The 14,069-nt window shown below is 36.5% G+C and carries 15 protein-coding genes and 1 tRNA gene; all 16 read left to right on the forward strand.

Annotation, left to right across the window (positions count from 1 at the left end):
* The first annotated feature begins 13 nt into the window (after positions 1–13).
* On the forward strand, positions 14–493 hold the full coding sequence (locus tag AB3I12_RS01315) for a glycine/sarcosine/betaine reductase component B subunit (RefSeq protein ID WP_063627132.1): 480 nt from the start codon (positions 14–16) through the stop codon (positions 491–493).
* Between the two features lie 13 nt (positions 494–506).
* On the forward strand, positions 507–1,523 hold the full coding sequence (locus AB3I12_RS01320; RefSeq protein WP_063627131.1) for a proline racemase family protein: 1,017 nt from the start codon (positions 507–509) through the stop codon (positions 1,521–1,523).
* A 116-nt stretch (positions 1,524–1,639) separates the two neighbouring features.
* Entirely contained in the window at positions 1,640–2,512 is an 873-nt protein-coding gene (locus AB3I12_RS01325; protein ID WP_010737601.1) for a sulfite exporter TauE/SafE family protein, read from the forward strand.
* 199 nt (positions 2,513–2,711) lie between these two features.
* Positions 2,712–3,743, forward strand: coding sequence for a selenide, water dikinase SelD (gene selD / locus AB3I12_RS01330; protein WP_080704582.1), 1,032 nt, complete (start codon positions 2,712–2,714; stop codon positions 3,741–3,743).
* Between the two features lie 69 nt (positions 3,744–3,812).
* Positions 3,813–4,412 (forward strand): sulfurtransferase-like selenium metabolism protein YedF, encoded by a 600-nt coding sequence (yedF, locus tag AB3I12_RS01335; protein WP_063627130.1) that lies wholly within the window; start codon positions 3,813–3,815, stop codon positions 4,410–4,412.
* 10 nt (positions 4,413–4,422) lie between these two features.
* Complete coding sequence (locus tag AB3I12_RS01340; RefSeq protein WP_010737598.1) at positions 4,423–4,680, forward strand: DUF3343 domain-containing protein; 258 nt, start codon at positions 4,423–4,425, stop codon at positions 4,678–4,680.
* 12 nt (positions 4,681–4,692) lie between these two features.
* Positions 4,693–6,588 (forward strand): selenocysteine-specific translation elongation factor, encoded by a 1,896-nt coding sequence (gene selB, locus AB3I12_RS01345; protein ID WP_063627129.1) that lies wholly within the window; start codon positions 4,693–4,695, stop codon positions 6,586–6,588.
* Between the two features lies 1 nt (position 6,589).
* A complete protein-coding gene (locus AB3I12_RS01350) occupies positions 6,590–7,714 on the forward strand; it encodes an aminotransferase class V-fold PLP-dependent enzyme (protein WP_063627128.1) in 1,125 nt (374 codons plus the stop codon).
* Positions 7,715–7,728: 14 nt separating this feature from the next.
* Positions 7,729–9,129, forward strand: coding sequence for an L-seryl-tRNA(Sec) selenium transferase (selA, locus tag AB3I12_RS01355; RefSeq protein ID WP_063627127.1), 1,401 nt, complete (start codon positions 7,729–7,731; stop codon positions 9,127–9,129).
* A complete protein-coding gene (locus tag AB3I12_RS01360) occupies positions 9,126–9,626 on the forward strand; it encodes a CD3072 family TudS-related putative desulfidase (RefSeq protein ID WP_034697986.1) in 501 nt (166 codons plus the stop codon). Before selA ends, AB3I12_RS01360 begins: the two co-directional genes overlap by 4 nt.
* Complete coding sequence (locus AB3I12_RS01365) at positions 9,619–10,161, forward strand: CD3073 family putative ECF transporter S component (RefSeq protein WP_010737592.1); 543 nt, start codon at positions 9,619–9,621, stop codon at positions 10,159–10,161. Before AB3I12_RS01360 ends, AB3I12_RS01365 begins: the two co-directional genes overlap by 8 nt.
* A gap of 110 nt (positions 10,162–10,271) precedes the next feature.
* Positions 10,272–10,368, forward strand: a tRNA-Sec gene (locus tag AB3I12_RS01370).
* Positions 10,369–10,781: 413 nt separating this feature from the next.
* Positions 10,782–11,660, forward strand: a complete 879-nt coding sequence (locus AB3I12_RS01375; protein WP_063627126.1) for a methionine ABC transporter ATP-binding protein — start codon at positions 10,782–10,784, stop codon at positions 11,658–11,660.
* Positions 11,653–12,306, forward strand: a complete 654-nt coding sequence (locus tag AB3I12_RS01380) for a methionine ABC transporter permease (RefSeq protein ID WP_063627125.1) — start codon at positions 11,653–11,655, stop codon at positions 12,304–12,306. Before AB3I12_RS01375 ends, AB3I12_RS01380 begins: the two co-directional genes overlap by 8 nt.
* 12 nt (positions 12,307–12,318) lie before the next feature.
* Positions 12,319–13,167, forward strand: coding sequence for a MetQ/NlpA family ABC transporter substrate-binding protein (locus AB3I12_RS01385; protein WP_063627124.1), 849 nt, complete (start codon positions 12,319–12,321; stop codon positions 13,165–13,167).
* 240 nt (positions 13,168–13,407) lie between these two features.
* Positions 13,408–14,040, forward strand: a complete 633-nt coding sequence (locus tag AB3I12_RS01390; protein ID WP_063627123.1) for a PepSY domain-containing protein — start codon at positions 13,408–13,410, stop codon at positions 14,038–14,040.
* Positions 14,041–14,069 lie beyond the last annotated feature (29 nt).

Genomic DNA, 14,069 nt, shown 5'->3' on the forward strand with positions numbered 1-14,069 from the left:
AAAGGGGATTTTTATGGGAATAGGACCATCAACTAAAGAAACTTCGATGCACCTTTTTAAAGATCCTTTACTGGATGTTTTAAGCAAAGATCCTGACATTGATTTCCAAGGTGTTATTATTATTGGCACGCCTCAAAGCAATGAAATGAAGCATCTAGTCGGACAACGAACAGCTACTTGGCTAGAAGCGATGGCTACAGATGGCGTTGTTTTATCAACAGATGGTTGGGGAAATTCAGACATCGATTTTGCCAATACCCTAGAAGAAATAGGTTGTCGTGGCATCAGTGTTATTGGGCTCAAATTTATTGGGAAACAAGCCAAGTTTGTCGTAGAAAATGATTATACAAAATATGTGCTGGATTTTAATAAATCACAAGCAGGGATTGAAACGGAAGTGGTTGGAGAAAATACGATCACTTTCTATGATGCAGTTAAAGCGCTCGCTTTTATAAAACTAAAGATGCGTAAAGATAATCAAAAATTGAAGTAACGTGGAGGTTAGTATGAAAGTATCAAAAATGATATCAGTAGTAGATACCCATACAGCTGGTGAAGCCGCTCGGTTAATTGTAGGAGGCATTCCTAAATTTCATGGAAAAACGATGGCGGATAAAAAAATATACCTGGAAACACAAGCAGATGATTTACGTAAAATGCTAATGCATGAACCACGAGGGCATAAAAATATGTTCGGGGCTTTTATTTGTGAACCGGTTCATGACGAGGCAGACTACGGGATTATTTTCATGGATTCTGGTGGCTATTTAAATATGTGCGGTCACAACACCATTGCGGCAATGACAGCAGCTGTAGAATTGGGCTGGGTAGATGTAGGAGAAGGCACCCGTGTGGTTAAAGTAACGCAAGATACACCTGCGGGGATTGTTTGCGGAGAGGTTCTTCTGGATGAAGATTACTCTGCGGAATCAGTCTCTTTTGAAAACGTGGAATCCTTTCTATATAAAGAAAATGTGGCAGTGAGTGTGCCTGATATTGGGACAGTTCATGTGGATATTTCTTTTGGCGGAAGTTTTTTTGCCATATTAAAAGCCGAAGAAGTTGGTTTAACAATTGAGGCGAAGAATGCGTCAAGATTTACTGAAGCAGGTCTAAAAATCCGCGAAGCGATTAATCAAAATATCGAGATCCAACATCCCCGATTAAAACATATTAAAACCGTTGACTTAGTCGAATTTTATGGTCCTGCTAAAAGTCCTGAAGCTACTTATCAAAACGTCGTGGTATTCGGGGATGGACAAGTTGATCGTTCACCTTGCGGAACGGGAACGAGTGCTAAATTAGCAACTTTGTATGCAAAAAATGAGTTGAAAATTGGTGAAAGTTTTGTCTATGAAAGTATTTTAGGAACGATGTTTAAGGGAGAAATTACAAAGGAAACACGTGTAGGAAATTATCAAGCGATTATTCCCAAAGTGACGGGATCTGCTTATATTACAGGATTTAATCAATTCCTTGTCGATCCTAAAGACTCATTAAAAAATGGATTTTTACTTGATTAAAATACACGGTATAACCATCCAAAATGTGAATTGAATTCTCTAGTCCTAGCCATTAACAGATGGTTACATAAAAAATGATGGGTTAGTAAAACTCTGCTTACTATTAAGGAGGTATCATGGTACAACTACTGTTGGGTTTATTAAGCGTTTTATTACTCTATTTCTTATTCTTTTTTGTTCTCGACTTACTTGCAAATAAAGGAAATTGGGGTGGAGGAAATTATCTTATTTCTGGAACAATTGGGTTAATTACCGATTTTTTAGATACATTAGGGATTGGTAGTTTTGCGCCAACAACCATGTTACTAGAATTTACCAAGCAATTAGATAACGATCGACAATTACCAGGAACGCTCAATGTGGCACACTCTATTCCGGTAATCATTGAAGCTTTTATTTTCATTACGGTTGTTAAAGTATCACCAATTACTCTGTTTTCATTAGTTGCAGCAGCAATTGTGGGTTCGTTTGTGGGTTCAAAAACAGTCAGTAAGCTACCTGAAAAAAAGGTGCAGTTTTTTATGGGACTTGCTTTGATTGTGACAGCAATTTTAATGGGGCTAAAACAAGCTGGAATGCTAGATCTCTTAGGCTCTGGAAATGAAGCGACTGCTTTAACAGGTCTTAAGCTAATCATCGGCGTCATCGGTAATTTCCTCTTAGGTGCATTAATGACGATTGGCGTAGGTTTATATGCACCATGTATGGCATTAGTATACATGTTGGGGTTAAGTCCACTTGTTGCTTTTCCCATTATGATGGCTTCTTGTGCAGGATTGATGCCCGTTGCTTCAGGTAACTTTATTAAATCTGGTGATTATGCGCGTAAAGTTAGTTTGGCAATTACGATTGGTGGAGTGATTGGGGTAATTATTGCTGTTAAATTCGTCACAAGCTTAGATTTGAATATGCTGACTTGGGTAATCATTGCTGTAATTATTTACTCAGGAATTACATATATGCGAAAAGGAATGTTTTCTAAAAAATAGAAAAGCTTAATCTAGTAGCAAAATGTGAAGGAGTGGAAAGAACTGTACAGCCACTTCTTCATTTTTAGTACACCAAACTAGCATAGTTATTTTAATGATTTGCCCGCTATTTTCTGATTGTTGGTGTAACTATAGAAAATGAAGCAGTAAGCAGTAGAGGAAAAGTCATCAATTATTACACTATATGAAAAGGAAGTGGATGCCAATGAAAAAAGAAATCGAACAATTAATTATTTGTGGTGGATGTAATGCTAAGATTGGTCCTGGAAATCTAGGGAATATTTTAGCAGACCTCCCTAAATCCCAAGATGAAAAATTGTTAGTGGGCTTTGATGCAACAGATGACGCAGCCGTTATTAAATTGACCGATGAATTAGCAGTTATTCAAACGTTAGACTTTTTTCCTACTATGGTGACAGATCCTTATTTATTTGGCAAAATTGCTGCTGCCAATGCGATGAGTGATGTTTATGCGATGGGAGGGGATGTATTATCTGCCTTAAATATTGTTGCTTTTCCTGAAGAAAAAGAACTACAGGTTTTAAAAGAGATTTTAAGAGGTGGAGCTGAAAAAGTTCAAGAAGCAGGTGGAATCTTAGCAGGTGGGCACTCAATCCATGACCGTTCAGTCAAATATGGACTTTCTGTAACTGGCACAATTCATCCAAACAATATTTACAAAAATAATACTTGTCAAGAAGGAGATCACTTAATCTTAACAAAACCTCTAGGTGTAAGCATTATCACCATTGGTTATAGCGCCGGGGCAATAACCAAAGAAGGGTTTGCCAAAGCAACAAAAAGTATGGAAACCTTAAATAAATATGCGATGGCTATCATCAGAAAATATCCAATCACTAGTTGTACCGACGTAACAGGATTTGGGTTAGCAGGACATCTTCATGAAATGTTACATGACAATTTTTCAGCTGAAATCTATTCAGAAAAACTGCCATATTTTGAAGAAGCTTATGAAGGAGCAAAAGCCTTTCTTTTTACTGCTGGAGGACAACGAAACCGAAATTTTATGGAAAAAAAGATGGCCTTTTATGTCGATGACTTAGGGATCGAAGAGTTGCTATATGATCCACAGACATCTGGAGGATTATTGGTAAGTATCCCGGCTAAAGAAGCAAAAAAATTAGAAGAAGAGCTGAAATCAGCCAATATCTTAGCCAAAGATTTTGGCGTTGTTACGAAAAAAAAGACAGCAGAAATCATGGTTTATTAAGAAAAAAATTGTTCGATTAGTCTAACAAACTGATCCCATGATTAACTACACATGGAAAGGAGAATCAAAATGGTTAAAATTAACGCATTGGGAAAAGTATGTCCCCTTCCAGTGATTGAAACAAAGAAAGCTTTGGAAGAAAACGATACAGTAGAAACAACTGTCGATAATGAGATTGCTGCACAAAACCTAAAAAAAATGGCGGGACAACTAGGTTATGATTATCAAGTAGAGCAAAATGATGCACAATCGTTTACTGTACGTATCTCCAAGAAAAAAGGAGAGGTAGCTTCTATTTATGAACAAGAACTTACAAGAGAGAATGATATTGAAGACAATTATATAGTTGTTGTCGACACGAATACGATGGGGCAAGGGTCGAAAGAATTAGGGAAACAATTATTAAAAATGTTTATTTATTCTTTAACCGAACAACCTGATTTGCCCGAAAAAATCATTTTCTACAATGGTGGGGTCCATTTAGTAAGCGACAACTCGGATTCCTTGGAGGATTTACAGATTCTTGCGGAAAATGGGGTAGAAATTTATGCTTGTGGAGCCTGTCTTAACTATCATAATCTCAGTGAAAAATGTAAAGTCGGTGAAGTGACCAATATGTATCATATTGTTGAAATGATGCGACAATCTAAAAAAATCATCAAACCTTAAGGAGTAAACAATGAAGTCATATGGAGTGGTATTATTTCATTCGACACGTGAAGCAATGAGAGCTGAGCTGATGTGCCAATCAGCTAAACTATCTGTAAGAATCATTCCTACACCCGAAAAAATATATCTTAGCTGTGGTTTTTCTTTAAAATTTCCGCTAGAAGCTGAAAATCAGATACGTCATATTTTAGCTAAAAATAATGTGTCATCAGAAGGTTTTTATAAAGCGCTTCAAGTTGGATTGGATGTAACGTATTACTTATTATAAGGGGTAAAAGAAATGGCAAATATTGTAATTGGAACAGCTGGGCATATTGATCATGGAAAAACAACATTGATCAAAGCGCTGACTGGAATAGATACTGACACAACAAAAGAAGAAAAAAAAAGGGGCATGTCGATTAATCTAGGATTTGCTTACTTAAATTTACCAAATCAACAACGTGTGGGTTTCGTAGATGTTCCTGGCCATGAAAAATTTATTAAAAATATGGTTGCTGGACTACCTGGTCTTAATCTTATTTTATTAGTCATTGATGCTAGTGAAGGAATCATGCCTCAAACAAAAGAGCATATTGATATTTTGAATTTATTAGGAATCCACCATTTTTTAATTGTATTAACAAAAATTGATACGATTGATGCTGAATTGAAAGAACTAGTCATCGAAGATATACGTGATCAATTACTTCACACGCCTTTAGAAAAAACGGAAATAATTGAAACCGATGCCATTAGCGGAAAAGGGATCAAACAATTACTAAAAAAAATCGAAGCCTACACGGAGCAAACATCAGAACAAGTAAGTAGTGGAACACCAAGGTTAAATATCGATCGGGTTTTCAGTGTAAAAGGCTTCGGTACAGTAGTTACAGGCACTTTGCTGGAAGGGGAACTAACCGTTGGAGAAAACTGCTATCTCTACCCAAATAAGCGAAAAGTTCGGATAAGAAATCTGCAGGTACATGAAAATAACGTTCAAAAAGCATATGCTGGACAACGAACTGCTATCAATTTAGCAAACATTACCCGTGAAGAAGTCATGCGAGGGGATGTTTTATCAACCGCGGATTCTTTAGAGGAAAGCTGGATGCTGGATGTTAAGGTATCTTGTTTGGCAGGGACGGATGGGGGAATTAGTCTATGGGATCGGGTAAGAGTGTTGATCGGAACAAAAGAAGTAATGGCTCGTACTGTTCCATTAGGATTAGATTGGATTGGACCAAACGAAGAAGGCTTTTTGCAGTTAAGATTAGAAGAAAAAGTTTCTGTAAAAGAAAAAGATCGTTTTATTCTACGCTCTTATTCACCCATGCATACGATTGCTGGAGGCGAAGTCTTAAACGCCGTTCCCAAAAAACATCGCCGATTCAAGCAGGCGGTTTTAGAAAGCTTAAAAGCAAAAGAAAATGGCAATCTAAACAGTATGATAATTGATTTTATGTTAAATAAGAAACAGCCATTTACAGTAGAAAAAGAATTGTTGGCCTATCTGGGTGTCACCCTTGATCAACTAAGCCATTCATTAGAAGAACTACAGGATAAAAGTCAAATCTTCTTTACCTCTTGTGGTTTTTTACTTTATGAAAGATACCAACAATTAGCAGGAAAAGCACAAAAGATCTTAGAAGAGTATCACAAAAAATATCGTCTACGGGATGGTATGCCTTTAGAAGAATTTCGTTCTAAAATACGAAATGGCTTGACCGAAAAAGAAGTTTTCGTCTTGATTCAATTATTAAAAAAATTCAACGTAATCAAAGAACAACAGAAACGATTATCTGTTTATGATTTTCAAGTACAATTTAATAGCTATCAACAAGTCGCCAAACAAAAAATTGAACGTTACCTAAAAAACAGTGGTTATATGCCGATAAAAAAAGAAGAGTTAGCCCTTTTAGACAAAAATGCTGAAGAAGTATTGGAAGCTTTAGATGCCACCAGCGCTGTTTTTTTAACCCACGAATATGTTCTGTCAGGAAAGATTTACCAACAAGCTATTCAACAAATCCGGACTTATATCAAGAAAAACAAGAAAATGACACTGGCTGATTTTCGTGATATGACAAACTCGAGCCGAAAAGCTTCCATGCTTATTCTAGAATCAATCGATAAACTAGGCATCACGAAACGAGTAGAAAATTATCGGATTTTAGGGAAACAAGAAGGAGACTAGTATGACTATTTATTTAGATAATGCAGCTACGACAGTCCAAAAGCCGGTTTGTATGAAACAAACAATGCTGGATGTGCTTGAAAGTGAGAGGTATGGCAACCCAGCTCGTGGCGCTCATAGCTATTCCATTCGTGCTTATCAATTAATAGAAATGGCAAGAGATACACTAAAAAGTTTTTTTCATACCGGGGATTTATATGAAATTATTTTTTCTGGAAGCGTGACTATTGCTCTTAATGCAGTATTAAAAGGGTTCATTCAAGCTGGTGATCATGTATTGACCACAAGTTGGGAACACAATTCCGTGCTGCGACCACTCTATCAATTAGAAAAACTAGGCGTTTCCTACGACATTATCAGTAGTCATCCGATCACTGGACAGTTGAATTATGAAGAATTTACTGAAAAATTAAACGCAAAAACCAAAGTAGTGGTCTGCAATCATGCAAGTAATGTGACAGGGAATCTTTTAGATATTGAATGGATAAAACGTTTTTGCCACAAACATCAGCTGTATTTAATCTTAGATATTTCTCAAACAGCTGGTCATCTACCAATTGACTTAAGTGATGGGAAGGTCGCAGCGGCTTGTTTCACTGGACACAAAGCGTTACATGGACCACAAGGAACTGGGGGCATCTGTATTCACAAAAAACTGAAACTTACACCGATAATAACTGGTGGTGATGGTATGAATTCCTTTTCTAAGGAGCAGCCGGATGAATTGCCAGCAATGTTGGAGGCTGGGACAGCAAATGTGCCAGGAATTGCTGGATTAGCAGCCAGTGTAGGTTGGCTAATGTCCCAAGAGACACCATCATTGGGAAACTACTTCTACCAAGAAGCGACGAAGATTTCAGAATTAACGTTTTATGGAGATTTTACGAAAGAGCATATAGATGTTTTTTCGTTAAATATCAGATCTGCAGAATCAGCTTTAATCAGTGACATTCTGTGGGAAGAGTTTGGCATTGCCACACGTTCAGGCTACCATTGTTCACCGCTAATACATCAATATTTAGGAACTAAAAATACTGGAACAGTTCGGATATCTTTATCCCGTTTTACAACAGAAGAAGAAATAGAAAAAACCATAAAGGCGTTGAGAATAATTGCAAAACGATAGAAAGCAGGTAAACGATGGCTAGAGAAATACAACGACGATTAGCAGATTTGCCTTCAGTGGATCGTTTATTAAAAACTCCTGAATTGCAAATATTAGAAAAGAAGTATTCTTACGGAGTAGTCAAACAACAGGTACAAAGTGTTTTAGAACAAACTAGAAAAACTGTTTTAAAAGAAGAAGTGTTACCTCCAGCGATTGAAGAACTCTGTATTCGAGTGATTGAAAAAGTGAAACAACGAACATATTCGTTACAAAAAGTAATTAATGGGACAGGTACGATTCTGCATACAAATCTAGGACGTTCCTTACTTAGTAAGAAAATTGAGGAACAATTAAAGACAATAAGTTTTTCCTATTCAAATTTAGAAATGGATTTAACTAGTGGCAAGAGAGGTACCAGATACAATCATTTAACGCATATTCTAAAAAAACTTACTGGAGCAGAAGACGTCTTAGTGGTGAATAATAACGCAGCAGCTGTTATGTTAATTCTTGATACTTTGGCTACTGATAAAGAAGTATTGGTTTCTCGAGGGGAACTTGTTGAAATAGGAGGGTCCTTTCGTATCCCAGAGGTAATTACCGCAACAGGTGGGAAAATTAGAGAAGTAGGGACAACCAATAAAACGCATATTAGAGATTACCAACAGGCTTTGACTTCTGAAACTGGAGCGATTTTAAAAGTCCATACCAGTAATTATCGAATCATTGGATTTACAGAAACTCCTCACTTATCAGAGTTAGCTCTCTTAGCACAAAAACATCAAGTCCCGTTAATCAATGATCTGGGTAGCGGTCTACTCATTGACATGCGACGCTTTGGCTTACCGTATGAACCGACTGTTCGAGAAGTAATCGAGCAAGGGTGTGATGTGGTCTCCTTTAGTGGAGATAAATTATTAGGCGGACCACAAGCCGGAATTATCGTAGGTAAAAAAACGTATATTCAGAGGATGAAAGAAAATCAGCTACTGCGTGCATTAAGAGTCGATAAAATGACTCTAAGTGCACTAGAAGCAACTTTAGAACTTTATCTTGATGAAGAAGAAGCCATTCGATCCTTGCCTACTTTGCAAATGCTATCGGATAAGATCGAAAATTGTTTGAATCGAGCCCAAATATTAGCTGAAAAGTTAAAAAAAATCGAGCAACTCGAAGTCGCTATCGAAAAAGATTATAGTACGGTTGGTGGTGGAACGTATCCAGAAAGCTTATTACCTACCTATGCAGTAACAGTAAAAAGTAAGCGATGGCATGCGGAAGAGCTGCAACGAAGACTAAGAAAAGGAATTGTTCCAGTGATTAGTCGGGTAAAAAATGAGCGAAACTATTTAGATATGCGCACGATTTTTGAAGAAGAACTTCATCAGGTGTTCGTCAGTTTAGAAAAGATTTTTTGTGAGGAAATAACATGAAATTAAAGAGAGAATTTGTGGTTGTTTCACACTGCATCTTGAATCAACATGCGGTGATACCTGGATGGGAACGGGCTCGTGGTGCTTTTCCTTTGGCCATTTCTTTATTAAATCAAGGCGTTGCGTTGCTACAATTGCCTTGTCCTGAATTTTTGACCTTAGGAAAAGAGAGACCACCAATGACTTATCAAGAATATGTTGCTATACCAGGCTATCGTCAAAAATGTCAAAGTATGTTGCAACCAGTCATTCAACAAATCAAAGAGTATCAAGCGAATGATTATCGCTATTTGGGAATCATCGGGATCAATGAAAGTCCTAATTGTTCCATCTCAGCACAGCGAGGCGTACTTATGGAAGAGTATTTTGAATTATGTAAGAATCATGGGATTGTTAATCCTTATTTTGAAGTTCCAACTTGGTATACAGAAGAATCACAAGGCGATTTATATCAGAAATTAAAACTATTTTTAGAAGGAAAAGTAAACGATGAATAATAAAATGAAAATATTGACTTTATGTGCAATGGCCGTTGTTTTAAATGTTGTTTTAGGTGAGGCTGTTTCACTAATGAAAATCCCCTTATTATTTTTAGATACGATGGGAACGATTTATATTTCAACCAATTTTGGTATGAGTTATGGGGTAATGACTGGGATTGCCACTAATTTATTAATGGGGATCATCAGTGGACCGTTGGCTGTTCCTTTTGTATTCGTAAATATTGTTGTAGCAATTATCTGTTCTTTACTAGCGAAGAATGGATTTTCTTACAAAAAAGCGCTAATAGCAGGGGGACTATTAGCCGTTGTTTGTCCAATGATCGGTGCGCCGATCCGTTTAGCTTTATTTGGTGGTTTTACCGGTTCAGGAACGGACATCCTCATTTTTGCTTTCAAGGCTTCCGGTAAAGAAATGATCACTGCAACTTATTGGGCAACTGTTGCAGGAAATATTGTGGATAAGATGCTTTCTTGTTTACTCGTTGCTTGGTTTATGAAACGTTTACCGCAACGTATCCTAGTAAAATAAAAAGAGAACAACTAACAGATATTAAAGCTAGTCAAGTCTTTTATAACTACAAACATTCTAGCATTTGATATTGATTGAACAAACGAAAAATGTTAGAATGTTTTTATTAGGGGAGTGGATGGGTTCTGGTGTTCCCTCTGGTCTTCAAAACCAGTATGAGGAGTTAAGAGCTTCTTGGGTAGGTTCGATTCCTACACATTCCCGCCAATTGAATACATACAAAGCTAAAAACATAGATACAGAGCTGTTCTGTTGATGTTTTTAGCTTTATTTTTTTGTCGCCACTGCATTTGATTATTTTTTGAGGTAGTTCATTGCTTGATCACTGTTTTCATCAAGTGTAAGAAAGGAACATTCTGCTTCTAGCTTTTTATCAATGCTCATGTGATTAAAATCACATATTAGTCTCGACATGGCTATTTTTCCATGCTATATTTAATTCGAAAAGAAGAAATTAAAATATAGATGTGCGCATCTACTACATAAAAAGACTTAATTATTAAGGATTTTTATCGTCTTTCTATTAATTCCCACATAGTTAAAGTTTTTATATGAATGCGCCGGAAAGGAATGAGAGCTTGATTTCATTTGAACATGTTTCAAAGTCTTTTGGAGGTACCATGATCCTAAATGATCTCAATTTATTTATACCAAAAGGTAAAATCTTTGGTGTCATTGGACGAAGTGGTGCAGGAAAAAGTACAATGATTCGTTTAATAAACGGATTAGATCAACCAACAACAGGTAAGGTATCTCTATCACAAGATGTGAAAAGCAGCACAATATTTCAACATTATGCCTTATTGCAGTCAAAAACTGTCGCTGATAACATTCGACTTGCTCTGAGATTTAGCAAAGTCAATAAGCAGGAATACGACAAAAGAATTGAAAACGTTTTACGTTATGTATCGATGATAGAGAAAAAAAGTACATATCCCTCCCATTTATCTGGTGGGCAGAAACAACGAGTGGGGATTGCTAGAGCGTTAGTAACGGAACCTTCGCTTTTATTATGCGACGAAATTACTAGCGCTCTTGATCCAACCGCTAAAAAAAGTATTTTAAATTTGTTAAAAAAAGTGAATGAGGAACTAGGAACCACCATCATTTTGGTCACCCATGAAATGGAGGCGATAAAAGAAATTTGTGATGAAGTGGCTGTCATTGATTCAGGAAAAGTTATTGAACAGGCAACAACCAAAAAAATGTTTTTAAGCCCTCAAAGCAATTTAGTTCGTGAATTTTTAGCCGATATGATTTATCCTAAGTATCCAAAAAAAGAATCGATTTCCTTTAATTATGTCCTTTACTTCCTGATGAATGCCACAAATTATGCTCGTTTTCAAGAAAGTAAAATGGAGGGGACGGTCTATGATATCAAAACCATACATATTAGCGGAGAACGTTTTTTTGCGATGTATTTTCTAACAAATAAAATTCCTGATAATGAATTTATTGACCAACTAATTAGTTATGAGAAGGTGACCGTTGATGTTTGAAATACTTTCATCAGAGATCATTCTCAAAGCAACTTATGAATCGATTTATATGGTCAGTATTTCTTTGGTGTTCGCTATCGGCTTAGGAGTTCCTTTAGGCATACTATTAGCAGAGACCAGAAAACAAGGTGTTTTAGCTAATTCTCTTATGTACAAGGTGTTACAGACGCTTATCAACATCTTGCGTTCAGTGCCATTTATCATTTTATTGGTGGCTATTTTGCCTTTTACTCGCTTAGTTGTTGGAACTTCCATTGGAACAACTGCTGCTATTGTCCCTTTAACGTTATATATTGTTCCCTTTATGGGCCGTTTAATCGAGCAAGCCATTCTAGAAATCCCTCCTACAATTATCGAATGTGCGAAAACATTAGGGGCAAACCGATTGGAAATCATTCTTTACTTTATTCTACCTGAAGCTCGACCGGCGATTATATTAGCCATTACTAATTCAATGATTGGACTAATTAATGCCTCTTCTATGGCGGGAACTGTTGGTGGAGGAGGAATCGGGGATTTAGCTATTTCCCAAGGCTATCAACGATTTAATAGTGGGATGATTGTTGTAACGGTAGTTATCTTAATTGTTTTAATAAACAGTATCCAATTTCTGGGAAATTATCTTTATCATAAAATTAAATATTAAGGAGTAAACTTCATGAAAAAAATAGTGACTATAGTCTGTCTGTTCGTATTGGTTCTCATTGGGGGTGGTTGTCATTCAAAAGATCAATCATCACACGCTCAGAAAAAACATGAAATTGTCATGGGGGTAACTGGAGGACCGTATAACGATTTATTTGATGATGCGATTGCACCTATATTAGAATCGGAAGGATATACGATTAAACGAATTGAATTTTCTCAATTTATCCAATCAAATACTGCCTTAGGTGAAGGAAAGATTGATGTAAACGTTGCTCAACACTCCGCTTATATGAATGTTTTCAATAAGGAGAATGGGACTGACTTAGTTCCTTTAGTTGCTACACCCTCTGTTCCGTGTAATTTGTACTCCTCCAAATATACAAGTAAAGAAGAGGTGAAAAAAGGAATGATAATTGGGATTCCCCAAGATCCGAGTAATGTAGCACGAGCCTATGCAGTTCTTGCTAAAGCTGGTTTTATTCAAGTGGATAAACAAGTGAAAAGTACCGACTTGACTGCAAAAGCAATCACAAATAACCCCTATCAGTTAAATATCAAAGAGATGGACACGAACACTTTACCACACGTGTTGGATGACCTTGATTTTGAAGTCATACCTGGAAGCACAGTTGAAGATGCAGGAATTCGAGAACAACTTCATTTGATCGAGCTAGAAAAAATGGTGCCTGAATTACAAATCGTAGCTGCTGTGACAAAAGAAAATGAAAAAACGGATTGGGCAAAATCAATTAAGAAAGCCTACCAATCAGAAAAATTTCGTACATATATCAATAGTCATAATAAAGATAATTACTGGATCATACCTGACATTTCTGAAACTGAGAATAGCAGCCAATAAACATGTTACATATTAGCAATTGAAAGGAAGCACTGCGTTTTTACTTAAAACACGTTTTGCTTGTTCGTAGAAGCGGAGACAATTTTTTTCTTATTTTGATTTTTTAGACAAGACTGATTACTTTTTTAGTCTTGTCTTTTTTTGCTATTTAATGATTGATTTGTTCAAAAATGACAGAACAACTTTACTTGTGTATACTTAAATTAAAGTGATTTTTATTCAAGAAAGGAAATAAATTTTATGAAAACTAATGTTATTTTTTGTGGTCTATTCTCATTACTATTATTAGCAGGTTGTCAATCGAATCAGTCCACGCCAGAATCAACGCCAGCGCCAGCGACTACGTCAACAAGTACTGGTCAACAAACAACTTCTTCAACCGAAGCATCAAATCAAACAATGAATTCTGGGACGAATGCAACAAAAGAGATCAAAGTATCTGCACAAAAAGTGATTGAGTTGTTTCAAAAAGAATATCCAAATGCAGCGATTACCAGTTTAGAATTAGATAGTAGTTGGGGAAGTTTCTTCTATAAAATTGATGGTGTTGATGATCAAAATGAATACGAAATGAAGATCAATGCAGCAAACGAAGAAATCCAAAAACAAAATCCTGAGCGTTTAGATCAAGATGAACAAAATGGACAGAAGAAACAAGAAGATGCTTTGGACACAAGTAAACTTCTAAGTATTGAAGAAGCAGCGAAAATCGCTGAAAAACAAGTGGGTGGGGGAACAGCCACTGATTGGGATCTTAGTAAAGAACTTGGTACCACTTACTGGGAAGTGAAAGTGAAAAACGGGAATAAGAGTACTCAAGTAAAACTCAATAGTCAAACGGGAGAAGTTTTAGCAACTGAAAATGATGATTAATTGTCTTGATCCTATTTGCTTTTGCTTGA

This window comes from Enterococcus sp. C65, assembly GCF_040887165.1.
Taxonomy (GTDB): domain Bacteria; phylum Bacillota; class Bacilli; order Lactobacillales; family Enterococcaceae; genus Enterococcus_B; species Enterococcus_B hirae.

What these genes read in the sequence shown, in the direction of transcription:
- AB3I12_RS01365 (WP_010737592.1), top strand. Translation starts at nt 9,619, where the DNA reads ATGAATAATAAAATGAAAATATTGACTTTATGTGCAATGGCCGTTGTT.
- selD (WP_080704582.1), top strand. Translation starts at nt 2,712, where the DNA reads ATGCCAATGAAAAAAGAAATCGAACAATTAATTATTTGTGGTGGATGT.
- AB3I12_RS01385 (WP_063627124.1), top strand. Translation starts at nt 12,319, where the DNA reads ATGAAAAAAATAGTGACTATAGTCTGTCTGTTCGTATTGGTTCTCATT.
- AB3I12_RS01340 (WP_010737598.1), top strand. Translation starts at nt 4,423, where the DNA reads ATGAAGTCATATGGAGTGGTATTATTTCATTCGACACGTGAAGCAATG.
- yedF (WP_063627130.1), top strand. Translation starts at nt 3,813, where the DNA reads ATGGTTAAAATTAACGCATTGGGAAAAGTATGTCCCCTTCCAGTGATT.
- selB (WP_063627129.1), top strand. Translation starts at nt 4,693, where the DNA reads ATGGCAAATATTGTAATTGGAACAGCTGGGCATATTGATCATGGAAAA.
- AB3I12_RS01350 (WP_063627128.1), top strand. Translation starts at nt 6,590, where the DNA reads ATGACTATTTATTTAGATAATGCAGCTACGACAGTCCAAAAGCCGGTT.
- AB3I12_RS01315 (WP_063627132.1), top strand. Translation starts at nt 14, where the DNA reads ATGGGAATAGGACCATCAACTAAAGAAACTTCGATGCACCTTTTTAAA.
- AB3I12_RS01380 (WP_063627125.1), top strand. Translation starts at nt 11,653, where the DNA reads ATGTTTGAAATACTTTCATCAGAGATCATTCTCAAAGCAACTTATGAA.
- AB3I12_RS01375 (WP_063627126.1), top strand. Translation starts at nt 10,782, where the DNA reads ATGATCCTAAATGATCTCAATTTATTTATACCAAAAGGTAAAATCTTT.
- AB3I12_RS01320 (WP_063627131.1), top strand. Translation starts at nt 507, where the DNA reads ATGAAAGTATCAAAAATGATATCAGTAGTAGATACCCATACAGCTGGT.
- selA (WP_063627127.1), top strand. Translation starts at nt 7,729, where the DNA reads ATGGCTAGAGAAATACAACGACGATTAGCAGATTTGCCTTCAGTGGAT.
- AB3I12_RS01390 (WP_063627123.1), top strand. Translation starts at nt 13,408, where the DNA reads ATGAAAACTAATGTTATTTTTTGTGGTCTATTCTCATTACTATTATTA.
- AB3I12_RS01325 (WP_010737601.1), top strand. Translation starts at nt 1,640, where the DNA reads ATGGTACAACTACTGTTGGGTTTATTAAGCGTTTTATTACTCTATTTC.
- AB3I12_RS01360 (WP_034697986.1), top strand. Translation starts at nt 9,126, where the DNA reads ATGAAATTAAAGAGAGAATTTGTGGTTGTTTCACACTGCATCTTGAAT.